The sequence below is a fragment of the Candidatus Avelusimicrobium aviculae genome, from assembly GCF_949292495.1.
Classification (GTDB): Bacteria; Elusimicrobiota; Elusimicrobia; order Elusimicrobiales; family Elusimicrobiaceae; genus Avelusimicrobium; species Avelusimicrobium aviculae.
In genome coordinates this window covers 44,899-63,122 of record NZ_CASEZB010000006.1, presented here as the reverse complement: position 1 = coordinate 63,122, position 18,224 = coordinate 44,899, and the positions used below count along the sequence as shown (strand labels likewise).

Annotated in this window: 21 protein-coding genes; 13 read left to right on the top strand and 8 right to left on the bottom strand. The window is 45.2% G+C overall.

Translation table 11 applies throughout. The features are described 5' to 3' along the window. Positions 1-28: 28 nt before the first annotated feature. The 3 genes from ACQY33_RS01580 to dnaA all read right to left on the bottom strand — a co-directional run bounded on the left by ACQY33_RS01580 (position 29) and on the right by dnaA (position 2,982). On the bottom strand, positions 29-328 hold the full coding sequence (locus tag ACQY33_RS01580) for a DciA family protein (RefSeq protein ID WP_428073405.1): 300 nt from the start codon (positions 326-328) through the stop codon (positions 29-31). Continuing rightward, positions 328-1,437 (bottom strand): DNA polymerase III subunit beta, encoded by a 1,110-nt coding sequence (gene dnaN / locus ACQY33_RS01575; RefSeq protein WP_428073404.1) that lies wholly within the window; start codon positions 1,435-1,437, stop codon positions 328-330. Before dnaN ends, ACQY33_RS01580 begins: the two co-directional genes overlap by 1 nt. Before the next feature lie 174 nt (positions 1,438-1,611). Beyond that, on the bottom strand, positions 1,612-2,982 hold the full coding sequence (dnaA, locus tag ACQY33_RS01570) for a chromosomal replication initiator protein DnaA (RefSeq protein WP_428073403.1): 1,371 nt from the start codon (positions 2,980-2,982) through the stop codon (positions 1,612-1,614). Between the two features lie 366 nt (positions 2,983-3,348). Here dnaA and ACQY33_RS01565 point away from each other — a divergent pair, with 366 nt between their 5' ends. From ACQY33_RS01565 to ACQY33_RS01525, 9 genes are all read left to right on the top strand, one after another. After that, entirely contained in the window at positions 3,349-3,735 is a 387-nt protein-coding gene (locus ACQY33_RS01565; protein WP_428073402.1) for a desulfoferrodoxin, read from the top strand. A 20-nt stretch (positions 3,736-3,755) separates the two neighbouring features. Then, positions 3,756-4,949 carry an FprA family A-type flavoprotein gene (locus tag ACQY33_RS01560; RefSeq protein ID WP_428073401.1) on the top strand — a complete coding sequence of 398 codons (1,194 nt, stop codon included), beginning with the start codon at positions 3,756-3,758 and terminating at the stop codon, positions 4,947-4,949. A 12-nt stretch (positions 4,950-4,961) separates the two neighbouring features. Continuing rightward, positions 4,962-5,477, top strand: a complete 516-nt coding sequence (locus tag ACQY33_RS01555; protein WP_428073400.1) for a flavin reductase family protein — start codon at positions 4,962-4,964, stop codon at positions 5,475-5,477. 34 nt (positions 5,478-5,511) lie between these two features. Beyond that, positions 5,512-5,673: a rubredoxin gene (rd, locus tag ACQY33_RS01550; RefSeq protein WP_428073399.1), complete on the top strand. Its 162-nt coding sequence runs from the start codon at positions 5,512-5,514 to the stop codon at positions 5,671-5,673. 177 nt (positions 5,674-5,850) lie between these two features. After that, positions 5,851-6,945: a glycosyltransferase gene (locus tag ACQY33_RS01545; RefSeq protein WP_428073398.1), complete on the top strand. Its 1,095-nt coding sequence runs from the start codon at positions 5,851-5,853 to the stop codon at positions 6,943-6,945. Positions 6,946-6,974: 29 nt separating this feature from the next. Then, entirely contained in the window at positions 6,975-7,946 is a 972-nt protein-coding gene (gene lepB, locus ACQY33_RS01540; protein ID WP_428073397.1) for a signal peptidase I, read from the top strand. Positions 7,947-8,024: 78 nt separating this feature from the next. Further along, positions 8,025-8,858, top strand: a complete 834-nt coding sequence (locus ACQY33_RS01535) for a ParA family protein (protein ID WP_428073396.1) — start codon at positions 8,025-8,027, stop codon at positions 8,856-8,858. A 5-nt stretch (positions 8,859-8,863) separates the two neighbouring features. Continuing rightward, the gene (locus ACQY33_RS01530) at positions 8,864-9,754 is read left to right on the top strand and encodes a ParB/RepB/Spo0J family partition protein (RefSeq protein ID WP_428073395.1); all 891 of its coding nucleotides are present in this window, start codon (positions 8,864-8,866) and stop codon (positions 9,752-9,754) included. A gap of 413 nt (positions 9,755-10,167) precedes the next feature. Then, the gene (locus ACQY33_RS01525; RefSeq protein ID WP_428073394.1) at positions 10,168-10,440 is read left to right on the top strand and encodes a zinc ribbon domain-containing protein; all 273 of its coding nucleotides are present in this window, start codon (positions 10,168-10,170) and stop codon (positions 10,438-10,440) included. Between the two features lie 63 nt (positions 10,441-10,503). Here the strand turns inward: ACQY33_RS01525 and ACQY33_RS01520 are convergent, their stop codons facing one another. The 5 genes from ACQY33_RS01520 to ACQY33_RS01500 all read right to left on the bottom strand — a co-directional run bounded on the left by ACQY33_RS01520 (position 10,504) and on the right by ACQY33_RS01500 (position 14,737). Then, complete coding sequence (locus tag ACQY33_RS01520; protein WP_428073393.1) at positions 10,504-11,637, bottom strand: DegT/DnrJ/EryC1/StrS family aminotransferase; 1,134 nt, start codon at positions 11,635-11,637, stop codon at positions 10,504-10,506. Between the two features lie 14 nt (positions 11,638-11,651). Next, complete coding sequence (locus ACQY33_RS01515) at positions 11,652-12,281, bottom strand: MgtC/SapB family protein (RefSeq protein ID WP_428073392.1); 630 nt, start codon at positions 12,279-12,281, stop codon at positions 11,652-11,654. Positions 12,282-12,285: 4 nt separating this feature from the next. Next, positions 12,286-13,344, bottom strand: a complete 1,059-nt coding sequence (locus ACQY33_RS01510) for a DUF1646 family protein (RefSeq protein WP_428073391.1) — start codon at positions 13,342-13,344, stop codon at positions 12,286-12,288. Positions 13,345-13,429: 85 nt separating this feature from the next. Then, a complete protein-coding gene (locus ACQY33_RS01505; protein ID WP_428073390.1) occupies positions 13,430-14,083 on the bottom strand; it encodes an outer membrane protein in 654 nt (217 codons plus the stop codon). 63 nt (positions 14,084-14,146) lie between these two features. Further along, positions 14,147-14,737, bottom strand: coding sequence for a KdsC family phosphatase (locus ACQY33_RS01500; protein WP_428073389.1), 591 nt, complete (start codon positions 14,735-14,737; stop codon positions 14,147-14,149). A gap of 69 nt (positions 14,738-14,806) precedes the next feature. Between ACQY33_RS01500 and ACQY33_RS01495 the strand changes: the two genes are divergently transcribed. From ACQY33_RS01495 to ACQY33_RS01480, 4 genes are read left to right on the top strand one after another with little or no spacing between them, the layout of a single operon-like run. After that, the gene (locus tag ACQY33_RS01495) at positions 14,807-15,484 is read left to right on the top strand and encodes a CsgG/HfaB family protein (protein ID WP_428073388.1); all 678 of its coding nucleotides are present in this window, start codon (positions 14,807-14,809) and stop codon (positions 15,482-15,484) included. Then, the gene (locus tag ACQY33_RS01490) at positions 15,481-15,735 is read left to right on the top strand and encodes a hypothetical protein (RefSeq protein ID WP_428073387.1); all 255 of its coding nucleotides are present in this window, start codon (positions 15,481-15,483) and stop codon (positions 15,733-15,735) included. Before ACQY33_RS01495 ends, ACQY33_RS01490 begins: the two co-directional genes overlap by 4 nt. A 13-nt stretch (positions 15,736-15,748) precedes the next feature. Further along, positions 15,749-17,038 carry a serine--tRNA ligase gene (gene serS, locus ACQY33_RS01485; protein WP_428073386.1) on the top strand — a complete coding sequence of 430 codons (1,290 nt, stop codon included), beginning with the start codon at positions 15,749-15,751 and terminating at the stop codon, positions 17,036-17,038. Further along, positions 17,038-18,222, top strand: coding sequence for a hypothetical protein (locus tag ACQY33_RS01480; RefSeq protein WP_428073385.1), 1,185 nt, complete (start codon positions 17,038-17,040; stop codon positions 18,220-18,222). Before serS ends, ACQY33_RS01480 begins: the two co-directional genes overlap by 1 nt. Positions 18,223-18,224 lie beyond the last annotated feature (2 nt).

Genomic DNA, 18,224 nt, shown 5'->3' with positions numbered 1-18,224 from the left:
AGATTGCTCCTTGTTTGCATGGCGCAAATTATAAAATCTCTATTTTTTGTATCCAGGGACGGTCAAAATGCTTATTCATTTCCCGTATCAGCGTTTCACGCTGGGTAAGCAAATGGTTTTTGGCTACACTGGCGGTTACTTTTACATACAATGTGCCGTCTTTTACCCCTTGCAAGCGCCAAAACTGCCCCCGCACGCCCGTTAAACGGGTCCACACATGGTCTAGCACCATCAAGCGGTTTAACGTCCGGTTCAGCCCGTTAAACGCGCCCCCTAACTCCTGGGTACTGTGCCATGCTTTGCGGGGAGTTTGGCCAAACTTCATCATTAAGCCCGTACCGGCATAATCACGTATTTAAACGTGGTGTTTTCCACCGGTTCAATAAGTACCGGCTGGGAAGCGTTCACAAAAGAGAAAGACACTTTTTCTTCCCCCACGTTTTTTAATACGTCAATAATGTATTGCGGATTAAAGGCTGCTTCAAAAGGTTCTTGGCTGTATTCTATGGGAAGCTCGTCCACAAATTCCATATTTTGAGAATTGGAAGACACTATAATAGCGTTATTTTCCATTTTGTATTTTACCGTGCTGCCAAACTCGCCAGAGCACAGAGCGGAACGGCGGGTGGAAGCCAGTAAATCTTTGGTAAACACTTCAAAACCTAAGTTTTTCTTAGTGGGAATTACCTGGTTGTAGTTAGGAAAATTCCCTTCAATTAAGCGGGAAATAAAGGTGGTCTCATTCATACAAAAGCTGACTTGGTTGGAAGAAACGTTTACTTCCAAACGGGCTTCTTTTTCCGGCTTGGCTATGGAAATAAAGCGGCAGACTTCGTTTAAAATTTTGGTAGGGATAATAATTTTAAATTCTTTAGACCCTTCCAACGGCGCGTGGGTGGCTAAAGCCAAGCGGCCGCCGTCCGTAGCCACAATTTCAAATTTTTCCGCCGTATTATTCCACAAAAGCCCGTTTAAAATATAGCGGGTTTCCTGGGTGGAAGCGGAAAAAGCGGTTTTTTCAATCATGTCTTTTAATTCCAACGGATCCATAGACAAGCTGTTGGATTTTTCCACTTCCGGAATGGCGGGATATTCAGACTTAGGGGTCCCTATCACCCAAAATTTGCTTTTGCCGGATTTGATATGAAATTTATTGTTTTCATCACTATAGAGATTAATTTCTTTATCGTTTGGAAGGTTTTTAATAATTTCAGAAAATTCTTTCATGGGTACCGTAATGCTGCCTTCTTCTTCCACTTCCGCATTGATATAATGCACGGTAGCCATTTCCATATCCGTACGGACGAGTTTTAATTTTCCGTCTTGGGCTTCCAATAAGAAATTATGCAATATGGGAAGAGTGGTGCGGGAAGATACCCCTGCTGAAACAATTTGGATTCCTTCCAAAAAGGTCTCTTTAGTTATATTTATTTTCATATCTATTAATCCTATTATTAATGTCCTGTTGATAGTGTTTATTATGTGGATTGGCCTATACGTTTCCGGTACTGTTATGTGTGTATAACCCGGTAATGTTATAAACACGCTCCACAATGAAAATTTTTATTCCCTTTGTTACGGCTTTGTACACAGGGGTTATCCACAGCTTGTTTACTTTTTATCCACAGCCTTAATATCCAAAATAATTTGGTTGATTTCCGCTGTAAAAAAGGGGTCCGCGTCTATTTTTTCTTTAATTAAATCCCGCGCGTGGACAACGGTGCTGTGGTCTCTGTTAAATTCCCGGCCTATTTCTGGCAGGGATAAATCCGTGAGTTCCGTAGCCAAATACATGGCTATTTGCCGCGGCCAAGTAATGGACTGGGTTTTGCGTTTGGAGTTAAAATCCTCCATATTAATCTTAAAGTGTTTACCCACCACTTTTTTAATCAAATTGACGTTAATAGCCAATTTTTGTTCTTCTTTGGCTAATGTATCGGCCAACACTTCCTGCGCTACGCCGATAGTGGGCGTAATGCCGTGGGAAGTGCAGAAAGACACTAAACTGAAAAAAGAACCTTCCAATTCACGGATATTGGTTCTGATGCCTTCCGCGATAAAAGCCAATACATCATCCCCAATATCAAAATTAATACTGTCTCTTTTTTGGCGTAAAATAGCGATGCGGGTTTCCACATTGGGCAGTTTAATTTCCGTTACAATACCGGATAACAAACGGGAAGAAAGACGTTCTTCCAGTTGTAGTTCCTGAGGGGTTTTGTCGGACGTTAAAACAATTTGTTTTTTATTGTCAAACAAAGCGTTAAAGGTATAAAAAAACTCGGCCTCGCTTCCCACTTTAGTGGTACCGACGACAAATTGTATATCATCCATTAAAAAACAATCCAACTGATGATATTTTTTTCGGAAGTTTTCCCGGTCTTTGTTTACTACGGAATCCACATAATCGTTTACAAATTCTTCGCCGGATTTATACAGTACGCGGGCGTTGGGATTGGTTTGTAAAATTTTATTTCCTATGGCGTGCAGTAAATGGGTTTTGCCTAGTCCGGGCGTGCTGTAAATAAATAAAGGATTGTTTTGGCGGTTTCCTAATTTATTTACCACGGCTTCCGCCATGCGGTAGGCGAAACGGTTGGAAGCCGATTCAATAAAATTATCAAACGTAAAAGAAGAATTTAAATTGGATATAAACGGATTGCGTCGTATGGGGGCCGCCACAGCAGGTTCTGCCACAGTGGGAGCCGCGGGAGCCGTTTCTTTTATAATGTAATTAACGGTGATTTGTGCGCCGGCGTGTTTTAAAAAAGCGTCTTTAATAATATGTTCATAACGCTCTTTAATGGTTTTGCCCCAGAATTGGTTAGGCAGCTCAATATCCAATACATTATTGGCGTAACGGAACACAGCCGGCTTTAACCACATATCAAAGCTGTCTGTACCCAAAATAGTTTCAATTTCTGTTAAAATAGCAGCAGGTATACCGTTTGAAGTTACATTATCCACAACATATTCCGCCATTCAAAAATATATTGTATATGATACTACTTATCCAACGTTCGCGTCAATTACAATAAACAGCAAAATAACGTTAAAAGCCTAAAAAACGGGTTTATTGGAATTTTTAAATTTTTTGGCTGTTCACCCCTATGGAATGGTTTTAAAAACGCTTAAAATGAAAAATAGCCTTAAAAATCATTAAAAAGCCTAATTACTTTTAATCCTTGTTAAATGGGCTGGAGGGATATATAATAGCATTGTCAGCGGGATAGAATATATTATAAAATAAATAAGAAAAATTATTAATAAGATAGTTTTAACTGACATAATAGACAAAAGAAATACAAAAAGGTATATTCAATACAAAGGATGAAAAGAGGGTATATTATGACCAAACAATATGAAGTATATAAATGCAGTGTTTGTGGAAATATAGTGGAAGTATTACACGCAGCCGGCGGGGAGCTGGTGTGCTGCGGGCAACCGATGAAACTGCAAGTACCCGGCGAAACGGACGCCGCTACCGAAAAACACGTACCCGTTATTGAAAAAATAGAAGGCGGGTATCATGTAAAGGTAGGTTCCGTGGAACACCCGATGCAGGACGTACATTGGATTGAATGGATTGAGCTTATTTGTGAGGAATGCGGTAAAATCCAGCGCAAATATTTAAAACCCGGGGACAAGCCGGAAGCGGATTTTAAAACTCCGTCCAACAAAGTGCTGGTGCGGGAATATTGCAACCTGCACGGTTTGTGGCAAAAAGAAAATTAAGGATGACTGCTGAGGATTTTATGCAAGCTGTTAAAATTACAGACAAAGTATATTGGGTAGGCGCCATTGATTGGAATATCCGTGATTTTCACGGATATTCCACCAAGAAAGGCACTACATACAACGCGTTTTTGGTGTTGGGTGACAAGCCCACGCTGATTGATACGGTGAAAAAAGAATTTTACGGGGAAATGATGGCGCGTATTCAAAGCGTGATTGACCCGAAAAAAATAGAAATTATCATTTCCAACCATTCGGAAATGGACCATTCCGGCGCATTGCCCCAGGCCGTAGCGGCTATTGAGCCGAAAGAAGTGTATGTTTCCGCCATGGGAATGAAAGATATTACCGCCCAATTTCACCAGGATTTAAATTTAAAAATAGTAAAAACCGGTGACCGCATTGACGTAGGGGGGGACACCATTTCTTTTGTGGAAGCCCGCATGCTGCACTGGCCGGACAGTATGTTTTCTTACTTAGAGAAGGAAGACGTATTGTTCACAAACGACGTTTTTGGCATGCATTACGCCACTTCCCAATTGTTTGACGACGAGAACGAAGAACGCCTGTGGCTTTATGAGGCGGAAAAATATTACGCCAATATCGTGTTGCCGTATTCCGATATTGTGCTTCGCTTTTTAGACCAGGTGACCAAGATGGGGCTTTCTCCTAAAATCATCGCGCCGGACCACGGTTTTATTTGGCGCAAAGACCCTTCCAAAATCGTTCAGTTATACGCCAAATGGGCGGCCCAGGCTCCTAAAAACAAAGCGGTGGTATTGTATGATACCATGTGGGGCAGCACGGAAAAAATGGCCGTGCAAATTACCGAGGGGCTGCGCCAAGGCGCTACAGAAGTGAAACAGCTTTCCATGCACAGCTGTCACAGAAGCGATGTGGCGACGGAAATTTTAGACAGCAGCGCGCTGATTATTGGAACGCCTGTATTAAACAGCGGTATTTTCCCTGCCATGGCGGATGTGCTTTGCTATTTAAAAGGATTGCGCAAAAAAGGTTTGGTGGGTGCCGCGTTTGGTTCTTATGGCTGGAACGGAGCCCCGATAGACGAACTGACCAAAATGTTGGAAGGTATGGGCGTACAGGTGGTGGCTCCGGCGGTAAAATCATTATTTGTGCCGGATGAAAAAGCGCTGTCTTCCTGCCGGGAATTAGGCCTTTTGGTCAGCCGGGAAATTGCCAAAAAACTACAATAAAAAGGGGGGGCTATGCTGCCCAAAGAAGTAGGAGAATCGCTTAGCTATATTACATACGGTTTGTATATCGTTACGTCGGTAGACGGGGAAAAGAAAAACGGTTTGATTGTGAATACCGTTTTTCAGGTAACGGCAGAGCCGGCGCGCGTGGCTATTTCTGTAAATAAGAACAGTTTAACGCACGAGTATATATCCAAAAGCGGTAAGTTTGCGGCCATGCCGCTGGCTCAAAACACTACTTTGCCTTTTATTGGAATTTTTGGTTTCCGCACAGGGCGTAATTTTGATAAATTTGCCAATGTGCCGTATAAGATGGGCCCGTCGGGCTGCCCGATAGTATTAAAGGATACGCTTTCGTATATGGAAGTAAAAGTATTTAATACGGTGGATATGGGCACGCATACCTTATTTATCGGGGATGTGGCCGACGCGGATATTTTATGCTGTGAACACGGCGTTCCGTTAACGTATGAATATTATCATACCGTTATTAAAGGGAAAACGCCCGAAGGTGCCACGCACCGTTAATTTTTAAAAGATATACCCTTAGGGGAGGTTAACTATGATTAAATATGTTTGCGAAGTTTGTGGTTATGTGTATGATCCAGCCGCGGGTGACCCGGATAATGGCGTTGCGGCCGGAACCGCTTGGGAAAATGTCCCGGAGGGGTGGGTTTGCCCGGTTTGCGGGGTAGGTAAGGACCAGTTCAAGGCTCAAAACTAGCGTAAAACGCAAATTTGAAAAAAATGCTTAAAATTTAAGCATTTTTCTGATATAAAAAAGGCACTGTTTTCGGCAGTGCCTTTTTATACTTATATAAGCTCTGCTGATTTAGAAATTTGGTACAAATACTTTAGATAGTTTAGCACTTAATTCCAAAGAACTTGCTATAATAAACTTATGAAAATTTTATATGTTATTACAACCACGTGTGTGGGGGGCGCGGAACAATCCATGGCCCAATTAGCCGCTTATATGAAAGCGCAAAAAGCGGAGGTGAGAATTGTCTCTCTGCGTACACCGGGTGCGATAGGGGTGCAGCTGGCCAAAGAAGGGTTTAAGGTAGATACGCTGGATATGGAAAATATTCCTACCCCTATGCAAGCGTTTAAATTACGTCAAATCATTACCTCTTTTAAGCCGGATTTGGTACACGCCATGTTGTATACGGCCATAGAACTATGCCGCGCTTTGCGCTATATAACTAAATTTAAATTGGTCACTACGCCGCATTTTGATATGTCTAAACAGCCGGCTTTTTTGCAAGCGTTGGACCGTACCTTAAAAAGTATGGACCAAATGTCTTTTGCGGAATCTCTCTATACGGCGCAATATTTAATAGGCAACCAAAAGTATTTAAAGGACCGGGTTTATTTGCTTCCTAACAGTATAGACCGTAGCCGTTTTGCGCGGGATTTTACCAAACGCCAGCAAATGCGCGCGAAGTGGGGGGTTTCCATGCGGGAGACGGTTTTTATTTGCGTGGCGCGCTTAGTCCCTGAAAAAAACCAAAAACTTTTATTAAAATCTTTTAAGAAAATGTTGGCTAAAGTTCCTTCCGCGCGTGTAGTATTGGTGGGAGATGGACCGGAAAAGACGGAATTGGAAATATTTGTTACATCTAACGACTTAACCGGTAAAGTAATTTTTGAGGGGCAAAAAACCCAGGTAGACGCTTTTTTATCCGGTGCGGATGTCTTTGTCCTGCCCTCTAATGTAGAGAGCTTGCCGCTGGCTTTACTGGAAGCGCTGGCGGCCGGGTTGCCTTGTCTGGTAACCAAAGTGGGGGATATGCCTTTATTTGTGGAACATGGCCGCAGCGGTTTTGTATTTAAACCGGGCGATGAAACCATGCTTAGCTGTGTCATGACGGAGCTGGCCGTAAATGAGCCCTTGCGCAAAAAGATGGGGGAAATATCGCTGCAAATAGCGGAAAAGAAACTCATCAATAACCAGCAAGCTTACCAAAAAGCTTATGAAAAGTTAGTTAAATAGTTTCCACGTGAAAACTGATAGGAGTCTTTATGGAACAACGTTTATTTACTATTGCGTGTGTGATGTATGTTTTTGCCCTAATTACCCGTTATCTGAATAAAAAGAAAGTGTTGCATACTTCTTGGCGCTTTGGCATATGGCACAGCGCTTTTTTATTGTGTATTTTAGGGTGCGGTTGGTATGTTGTTTCTTTTATTATATCCAATGGTTTAGGGGGGGAGTCCATCGCCCCTGGTAAAAGAGCTTTTGTGTATTTGTGTATATTGGCAGCCGTTTTTTATGGTTTAAAATCCGGCTATGAAGCCAACCAGGATAAGCGGGATAAAATCCAAAAGGCGGATTTAGATTGGGCCAATACGGTTTATTTTGCCGGGTTTGTAGCCTCTTTTGTGATGTTCTTTTTTATACAGGCTTTTAAAATACCCTCTGCTTCCATGCGTGATACGTTGTTGGAGGGGGATCATTTATTTGTTAATAAAGCCGTGTACGGGTTTCGTATTCCGTTAACGGATATCCGTTTTGGGGAATTTAAACCCATTGAAAAGGGGGATATTGTTATTTTTTCTTTCCCGGCCAAAGACAAAAAACAAATGAACTGCGGCGGTTACCAATATGGCAAAGATTATGTAAAGCGCGTGATTGGCATGCCGGGAGATAAAGTGGAAATACGCCAAGGGCGCGTATGGATAAATGATGAGTTGGCTCCTTCCCAGCCGTATGAAAAGTACCAAGACGTAGAAAGAATCGCCCCGGAAGCGGAATATGACCAGGAAGCTTATCAGATTTTATGGGCCAAACACCAGTTGGATAATGAGCTGGGATTGGAACTGCGTGACAGTATGGGCCCGGTTATTGTACCCGAAAACAGCTATTTTGTCATGGGGGACAATCGGGACGATTCTTGCGATTCCCGTTTTTGGGGCCCCGTCCCGCGGGAGAATATAAAAGGAAAGGCTTGGTTTATTCATTGGCCGGTATCCCGTTGGAGGATTATTCAATAGTTTCCACGTGAAAACTGGGCTGTTGCTTTTCTTTTAGATTTTATGGTTTAATATATAGGTAGCTTACGGAGGAATTCTATGGGAGAAATAATTTGTATTGCCAACCAAAAAGGCGGCGTGGGGAAAACCACTACATCTATTAACTTAGCCTATGCGTTGGCTACCTTAAACCGCCAAGTTTTATTGGTAGATTTTGACCCGCAAGGCAATGCCGGTTCCGGTTTGGGGGTAAATTTAGAAGAAACGGACAAATCCGTCTACCACCTGCTTACCAAAACGGCCCGCTTTGAAGAAGTGGTCCGCCAAACCGCTAATGAAATGCTGGACGTGCTTCCCGCTTGTAAAAATTTAGCGGGGGCGGAAGTAGAACTAGTTAATGTCAGCGGACGGGAAAATATGTTGGCGGAAGCGTTAAATCCCTTGCGCTCTATGTATGATTTTATTTTGATAGATTGTCCTCCCTCATTGGGTTTGCTTACGTTGAATGCTTTAATGGCGGCAGACAGCGTAATCACTCCCGTACAATGTGAATATTATGCCATGGAAGGCTTGGCCCATTTTATGACCACTATTGGCAAAATTAAACAATTTTTAAACCCCCGTTTAAAGCTGGACGGCGGTATTCTTACCATGTATGATTCCCGCATGAATCTTTCCAAACAGGTGCTGGAAGAAGTAAGCCACTTCTTTGGGGATAAAGTGTATAAAACCCCAATTCCGCGCAATATCCGCTTGGCGGAAGCCCCCAGCTTTGGCCAAGCAATTTTTGATTATGACCCCGCTTGCCGGGGGGCTGCGGCTTACATAGATTTAGCGGCGGAATTTTTAAGCCGCCGCGGTATAGATGTTACAGATTATAAAAAAGCCGCCTTTACCGGCCCGGCGGCCTATAATTATGATTTCGGAGGCTGATTTGTATGTCCAGACAAGCTTTAGGCAAAGGCCTTGACGCCTTACTCAAACAAACCCGGGAAATGGTGGAAAACCCCGTCTCCGCCATACAAGGAAGCGGCAACCAAGTAGCTAAAATTGCCGTATCTAAAATCGTTCCCAACCGTTTTCAGCCCCGCCGGGTGTTTAATGATGAGAAACTGGCTGAGCTTGCCCAGTCCATTAAAGAGCACGGCCTTACCCAACCCATTGTAGTGGTGTATGACGCGGGCTTGGATAAATATGAAATTGTGGTGGGGGAACGGCGTTTTCGCGCCAGCCAGCTGGCCGGGCTGACGGAGATTGACGCTATTATCCATAAACATTTGGATGATAAACAAATGTGCGCGTTGGCGCTTATTGAAAATATACAGCGCGAGGATTTAAACCCCATAGAAACCGCTTTGGGCTATAAAAGTTTAATGAGTAAGTTTTATGTTACGCAGACGGAACTGGCGGCGTATTGCGGCAAGTCCAAAGCGGCGGTGTCCAACTCGCTTCGCTTGTTGGAATTGCCGGAAGAAATGCAGCAAGCCTTGCAGGACGGCGTGATTACGGAAGGGCACGGCAAAGCGCTTTTAATGGTAACGGACGCGGCCAAAAGAACCGCTTTATTTGCTAAGCTGCAAAAGAATAAAATGTCCGTCCGCCAGGCGGAAGACGCCGCCCGCGCTTTAATGGTGCCGGCCGGCAAGCCCAGCAAAGCCGCCAAACCGGTGGAAATTACCGCTTTTGAGTCTGACTTGCAAACGGCCCTGGGCACCAAGGTAGAAGTAAAATGCGGAAAAAACCCTAAAAAGGGTACGCTGGTTATCCATTATCATTCTTTAGATGAACTGGATAATATAGCCGGCCGTTTAAAAAACAAATTATTATAAAAACCCTCCTACATGGCCCCGGGAAATTTCCCCGGGGTTTTTATTTGCGAAAAATATTTAATCCTTGCTTTTTGGCTGTATTTTATGGTTCTTTTATAAAAACAAGCGTTTTATGCGCCTTGTTTTTGTAACAGAGAACACAAAAAGCCTCTTTTTAGCAAAAAAGCACTTTAGGGCCGGGATTAGCAACAAATCAACAAAGTATATTAACTGCCCTGTAAAAATAATAAAGACAGGGCTTTTTGCTTAAAATAAAATTCTCCGACGAGAAAAAAGCTGTTTCCCCCTCTTTTTTAGTTGAGAAAGGCTCTTTTGGGGCGAAAAGAAGCGCAAAAACCAAAAAGTTAGTTAAACTAATTTTTAAACCCCATTCTTTTGCTGCGTTTTCTTTTTTGATTTGTTATGATTTTAAAATGGATAACAAAATCGTTTTTTGCCAAAGCTGCGGTATGCCTTTATTAGACAAAGAATCTTTAGGGACCAATGAAGACGGCACTCCCAACCCGCAATATTGTGCCTATTGTTTTCAAAAAGGAGACTTTACGGCTGATTTGACCATGGACGAAATGATAGAAACCTGCGTGCCGTTTATGATGCAAGGTCACCCGGAACTTTCTTCCCGCCAAGCCCATGAAATGATGCGATTGGTGCTTTCTTCGTTAAAACGCTGGAAGAAAAACAATTAAAATTTTTCCAAAACAAAACCCCCGCTTGTTTTTACGGCGGGGGTTTGTTTATGGCAAAGCGGTTTATACGGTTGCGTCCGCTTCGTAAAACTCCCGTATGGCGTCACACACGCGCTGCACTTGTTGGGGAGTAATTTCCGGAAACATCGGCAAAGAAAGCACTTCCTGGCAGGCTTTTTGCGTGTGCGGAAAGTCTTGCGGGTCCAAATGTAAGTGGGCATACGCCGGCTGCATGTAAAGCGGTATAGGGTAATACACCGCGCAGCCTATGGAGCGCTTACGCAAAAAATCCATCAATTCGTCCCGCCGTTCCGCGCGTATGGTATAGACGTAAAAAGACTGGCTCCACCCCGCCGGCGGCGTGGGGGGAAGCGTTACCGGTACCCCGGCCAGGCCCTCTTCATACCAGGCGGCGGCTTTACGGCGGGCGTCTGTCCATTCTTCCAAGAGCGGCAGTTTTACGCGCAAAATAGCCGCTTGTACTTCGTCCATGCGCAGGGTAGACCCTTCCCATAAATATTCATAGGCTTTGTCCGGCGCGCGCCCGCAATGGCGTAAAGAGCGGGCTTTGGCGGCTACGTCGTCATCGTTGGTGGTGACGCAGCCGGCGTCTCCGCAGGCGCCTAAATTCTTGCTGGGATAAAAACTAAAAGCCCCCGCCGTGCCTATGCCACCCACGCAAACGCCGTCCGCTTGGGCCAAATGGGCTTGGGCGCAGTCCTCAATTACTTTTAACCCATGCTCATTAGCCAGGTGCATAATGGCTTCCATATTGGCGGGATAGCCATATAAATGAACCGGCAAAATCGCTTTGGTGTTTTTGATAATTTTGCGTTCTATATCCTGCACGTCTAAATTATAAGTGCGCGGGTCAATATCGGCAAATACAAAGCGGGCACCCGTTAATGAAATGGAAGAGGTGGTGGCCATAAACGTAAAAGGCGTGGTGATTACTTCGTCCCCCGGGCCAATACCGGCGGCCAGCAAGGCAATTTGCAACGCACTGGCGCCGCTGGAGCAGGATATGCAGTGTTTTACGCCAATTAATTCGGCAAATTCGGCTTCAAATTGCTGGGTTTGCGGGCCAAGCAGCCATTGGTTGGAATCCAACGCTTCCAAGGCCGCTTGGTGAATGCGGGGTTTTAAGGATTGGTACTGGGCTTGCAAATTAAATAGAGGGATAGGCTCGTCTGGCATAAATGATCCTGGGTTTATTTATATAAAGATTTAACTTCAGGCATTTCTAATAAATCTTTTGTAATTTTATAAAATTCCCGCCCGGTGAATGTGGCGGTAATGGCTACTACAAACAAATTATCCTGCTTGGTTATTTCTTGTTTTAAAATGGAAATATTGTGGCTTTCAATCCGGCGGCAGATGTCCTCTACCACGGCCCATTTGGGTGTGCAGAGCAGGTAAATAGTGTCATAATGTTTTACAAATTCCAGCAGTTTGATGGTTTTGCGCACACCCAGCTGAATAAGCAGAATGGAAGCGGCAAACAAAGAAGCCAAAATATATTGTCCATATCCCACCGCCATGCCGATAGCCGCCACCAGCCACACGCCGGCCGCGGTGGTTAAGCCGGATATTTTGTTCCCGTCACGCAGGATAGAGCCCGCGCCGATAAAGCCCACGCCGGTTACAATTTGCGCGGCGATGCGGCCCGGATCTCCGCCAAATTCTCCCATATATTGTGAAAGAATCGTGAACAGCGTGGCCCCCAAACAAATTAAGCAGTTGGTGGCGTAGCCGGCGGGTTTATCATGGTATTGGCGTTCCATACCCAAGGCCCCGCCCAAGATTAACGACAACACCACTTTAATTAAAATTTCATCCATAGCTTTATAATACCATAGACATTACGGCAAAGTAAATTACCATAAGCGCAATTCCCACCGGCAGCGCTTCGCGCGCCCATTCTTTGCTTTTGATGTTTAATTTAGAAGCGCAGATAATGTTGGGAATATTGCCCGGGATTAATAATCCCCCGGCCAAAATTAAAGACATGGTTAAAAACACCAATGTTTCCTGCCCTAAAGCCGGCATAATTTCTATACTGGCCAGGGTGGCGTTGTCCAACACGGCGGAGAGAGAGTTTATCCAATATAAAGCGTATTTGGAAAGTTTGGTAATGGTTTGCGCGGCCAGCGGTTTAAGCCCTTCCCCCAGCCAAATAAGCGCGGCCACAAACAAATACACTTTTCCCGCGCGCATGAGAATGGTTTTATACGTTTCCCCGCGGCTGTTTTCCTGCGCGGGCTGGGTGAGTTTTTTGCCTTTGCCCAGCCGCGCCGCCAAGACGGCAAAAAGTAAAATGCCGGGCAAAATCCACACGCCCATTAATTTAAGCAGGAAGAAAAAGTCCGCATAATACGGGGCGTCTTTTAATTTAGCCACAATAATAGTGGAAAGGGGCTCCCCAATAGGGGTAAGCACCGCCCCTAGACCGATGGCAAAACAAATGTACACGGTCAATTTGGTTTTTAGGCGGGGTTCCAAATCAAGCAGTTTCACCATTTCCGCCGCGGCCAGCGCGGCTACAATGGCGGTAATAATGCTGGACGTTAACCCTAGTATCAGCACGGCGGAAAACAACAAAGCCCGGGGTCCGGTTTTCTTTTCCAGCCAGTGCACGGCATGCGCCAAATACGCGCCGAACTGTTTAAACAATACTCCCAGCACCAACACGGCGGCCGTGATGGTGAGCGGCTCTTTTAACCCTTCGGCCACCAAGTGCCCGGACCATAAACCGGAAATACTGACGGCCGTTACCCCGCACACCAACAAAAATATTTCCAGTTCTTCTTCTATTTTGTGTATTAAAAAAGGCAAAGTCAGCGCGGCCAACACAACGAGAGCCAAGGCTCCCATTGTAAAGGCGGAATAGGTTTGTAATTCCATAAAAAGTCTCCTGTCGCAAAAGATTTTATATTATAAAAAAACCCGCTGTCCGTTAGGGCAACGGGTTTGTGTCCGTGATAGCCAATTAAAAACGGCAGCCGATTTTTAACATGGCGCTTAAATAATGATAACTGCCTTTGCCCAAGGCGTCCGAATAAGAATCGTTTAAATCCAACAAGTTGTAACGTCCTTCTACGCCAAAGATGACCGTGTCGTCAATATCAAATTCCACCCCGGCACCAATCATACCCGCCCAGCTGGTGCTGTTGAAAGTTTCGTGGGTGTCATCGTCAAATTTCTCTTTAGAGAACATATGCCCAATACCCAAACCGGAAGTAATATATAAACGGGTGGGCTGGGAGGGGAAGAAATTAAACCGCCCGATGATTAACCCCGTAGCGATACCGGAGGTGTATTTGGCTTGTTGCGTGCCGGCGTTAAATTTATCGCCGCTGGCAAAGCCTGTATAGTTACCGTCTAAACCTAAAGTAAAGAACGGCCCAATGTTGCGCAGAAAAGCCAGCCCGGCGGAAAAACCGGTTTTGCCGATTTCAACTTCTTGCCCGTTATGGGTCCAACTGCTTTGGGGTTCGGCCACGCCGCCATAAAATTCTACGCGGGTGGTGTTATTGCGCAGCCCGTATTCTTCCAGGCCGTAATAATCATGGTAAGCGTCTTTGGCAAAAGCGCCTAAGGGGGCCACCGTTAATACAGCACACAACAAAATGAGTTTTTTCATACCGCTCCTTTACAAGAGATAAGTTAAATTATTGTAACTGTTTTAAAGCATTTTTACAATACGTTATAGCCCGCGTACAATGGCCAGCGGACCCTGCGGGTTTTGAAAAACGCCGCTTTCCACATCTTTTACCACTTGCTGCCATTGGCCCCGCGCTTTGAGTATTTTCTCAGCCAGCTCCCGTACGGCTCCCCGCCCGCCGGTTTTGCTGGTTACGTACAAAGAAGCTTCCTTGGCTTCCGGCACGGCGTTGGGCACGCTTAACGGCAGGCCTACTTGTTTTAAAACGCCTAAATCTATTAAATCGTCTCCCACAAAAGCAATTTCCTGAGGGGAAATGCCGCGGGTTTTTTGTATATGCTCCAACGCGCGGGTTTTGGCGGAAATATTGTAATATAATGTGTCCATTCCCAAGGCTTTGGCCCAAAATTCTAAAGTAGGACTGTTCCCTTTGGATATAATGCCGGTGGAAATGCCGCAATACCTTAAAAACAACAGTCCCATTCCGTCTAAGGATTCAAAACGTTTAATTTCCCTTGCGGTGCCGGTTTGGTCTGTAAAAAAACTGAGGGTGCCGTCCGTCATTACGCCGTCCACATCGGTTAAAAACATTTTAATTTGCTTTGCTTTTTGTTCAAACACGGTATCATTCATAAAAAGTTCCTGATATAAATTATAGCTTTTATTGGTGTGCGCTTTGTTTGAAAATTATATAATGAAATTATGAAGAAATATTGCCTGTCTCTTTTGGCTTTTTGCCTGACGTTTACAGGGTGCACGCCCAAAACAGTCATCAGCCGCACGTATGATTTTAACCAAATGCAACGCATAGGGATTATGTCATTTGAAAGCAGCTGGTCTTCTCTGCAAGGGGTGGAAAACCTGTTTGCCAAGTATTTAATCAGCGCCGGGTTTAAAGTGGTGGAACGCGCGCAGCTGGAAAGCGTTTTGCAGGAGCACAATATTTCCGTATCGGGTTATTTATCCCCTCAAACCACACGGGAAATAGGCAAAATTTTAGGGGTGGACGTATTGCTGGTGGGCGAGGTAACCGCTTACACGCCAACCCGTACGGAATTAACCATGGTAGCCACCCGCCGCACGGAAAGCCGCCCGGTATACACGCAGGATGTCATGCAGCTGCCGGACGGGTCATACGCGGCGTATTCCCGCCGGGTGGGGACGGAATATTCCCATTCCAGCGAAGTTACCCCCCAAGAATACACCATTAATGCCCAAGTAGGCGTGATAGCCAAACTGGTGGACGTGGAAACCGGCGAGGTGGTGTGGATTGGTTCAGATGACGCCGAAGGTTCCAGCGCTTTGTCCGCCGCGGATTATTTGGCCCGCGTGTTGGTAAAAAGTTTCACCAAAGAATTGGCTAAATTACAAAAAGAATGAAACGCAAAAACCAAGGGCTGGAAGGCGGCTACGCCCAAGCTTGTATAGAAACTATCTTTATTTTTTTTAAAGCAATAACCGTTTTGGCGGTGTTGGCGGTGGCGGCTTTGGTGGCGGCGCAAAGTTCCGTGGCGCCGGTAAGCACCCGTTTGCTTACGGCGCTGACGATTGAATACGCTTCCAAAAACTTAAAGCCTTTCCGCCCGTATTTTCCGCAACCGTATTTAATCCAATTAGAAGAAGAGGAGTAATAAGAGGTATTTTATGTTAGACATTAAGCATATCGTTGCAAACCCAGAAGAAGTAAAAAAGCGCCTTGCGTTGCGCAAGCCGGAACTGGCCGGACAAATTGACTGCGTACTGGAACAATATTCCCATTATAAAACCGTGTTGGCCAAGGTGGAAGAACTGCGCGCCAAACGCAACGAAATGTCTAAAAACATCGGCAAAATTAAGAAAGAACAAGGCGACGAGGCTGCTAAAGAAGCCATGGCCCAGGTGGGCAAACTAAAAGAAGAAATGGCCGCCAAAGAAGCGGAATTGGAACCGCTTAAAAAACAAATAGACGATGCCCTTTTATCCATTCCCAATATCCCTAATGAGCATATTCCCGTGGGCGCTTCGGACGCGGATAACCCGGAATATCTGCCTTGCACGATTGCTTTGCCCAAATTTAATTTCAAACCGCTGGACCACCAAAGCATTGGGGAAAAATTAGGCATTTTGGATTTTGCCGCCGCTTCTTCTTTATCCGGCAGCCGGTTTGCTTTGTATAAAGGGGACGGAGCCCGCTTGGAACGCGCCATTATTTCTTTTATGTTGGACATGCACGCCAAAAAAGGCTATACGGAAATTTTACCTCCGGTCATTGTTAATGAAGAAATTTTAGTGGGAACCGGGCAGCTTCCTAAATTCCGCGAAGACATGTACGAGCTGGTTGGCGAACCCAAACAATTTTTAATTTCCACGGCGGAAATTCCGCTTACCAATTTAAACCGCACCCGCACTATTGCCGAAGCGGAACTTCCTATTAAATTAACCGCTTACACGCCGTGCTTTCGCAAAGAGTCCGGCACTTACGGCAAAGATACCCGCGGTTTAATCCGCAACCATCAGTTTAATAAGGTGGAACTGGTGATGCTTTCCCATCCGCAGCATTCTTATCAAATGTTGGAAATTATGGTTTCTGACGCGCAGGAAGTGTTAAAAGAATTGGGGCTGCCGTATCATGTGGTGGAGTTGTGCAGCGGGGACATCGGCTTTTCTTCCGCCAAGACCTATGATATTGAAGTATGGATGCCCAGTGAAAACCGCTTTAGAGAAATTTCCTCCTGCTCCAACTGTTTAGACTTCCAGGCCCGCCGCATGGGCATGCGTTTTAAAAACGCCCAAGGCAAACTGGAGTATGTTCACACGTTAAACGGCAGCGGCTTAGCCGTAGGACGCACGTTTGCCGCCATATTGGAAAACTTCCAGCAGGAAGACGGGTCTGTCATTATTCCGCAGGCCTTGCGCCCGTATTTCGGCAAAGATAAAATTGAGGCCCAGAAATAATGCGTAAATGGCTGGCAGGTTTTATAGGGGCGGCGTTGCTGGCCGCCCCGTCTTATGCGGAGATACAGCTCCCCGCGGAAGTAATGGCCCAAGCGCGCGAAGGCATTAACGGCGTATACAGCTTGGATTTTGACGTTGCCCAACAAAACATTCAAAAAGTATTTTCCCAATATCCGGATCATCCTTTCGCTCATTTTGGCAACGCCATGATTGCCTGGTCCCGCTATGAATACGAGTTTGAAAAAAGCGACGAAAAACAACAAAAAGTTTTTGAGCAGATTCTAGACGATTCTATTTCCGGCATTAAACGCTGGATGAAACAGCACCCCGATGACCCCAACGCCTATATGGGTATTGGTGCTTTATACGGTTTGCGCGCCATGTTCAGCATGCGCAACCGCAGTTGGATTACGGCCTATTTTTCCGGGCGCAAAGCTATTTCTAATTTGGAAAAATCCCTAGAGTTGGACCCTACCTATTACGACGCTTACTTCGGCTTGGGTATTTACCAATACTATGCGGGGACGCTCCCTTCCGTTATTAAAATTTTAGCCAAAATCGTTGCCATTAAAGGCAACCCGGACGAAGGGGTAAAACAGCTAAACCTGTCCCGGGAGAAGGCCATGTTCACGGCGGACAGCTCCAAACTGATTTTGATTGAAATACAAAATGTAAGAGGGAGCAAATATTATAATCCGCAAAAGTCGTTGGAATATATCCGCCAGTTGCGCGCCAAATATCCCAAAAACCCTTTAATGCATTATGTGGAAATTATCTGCCTGTATGAAACCGGTAATTTAGATGAAGTAACCCGGCAGGCAAACCAATTTTTAGAGCTGATAGGCAAAGACCCTTTTTATAAAGATATCTACATATCGCGCGCTTATACGGCGCTGGGTACGGCGGCTATGGCGCGCGGAGACATACTAGGAGCCCGCGCTGTGTTTGAACAGGGCAAACTTGCTTTAAAAGACCAAGCGGTAAGCCGCTGGGGGCTGTGGAATGAGCTGCGCCTGGGGCAGGTATATGACTTGCTGGGAGAAAGGGATTTAGCTGTAAAACAATATAAATATGTATTGTCTTTCAAAGATAAATGGGGCTTTGATGATTTAGCCAAATCTTTACTGAAAAAGCCTTATGTGTTGCCGGAAGGGAATGACCCGGGGCCGCTTCCGCCGCTGTAAAA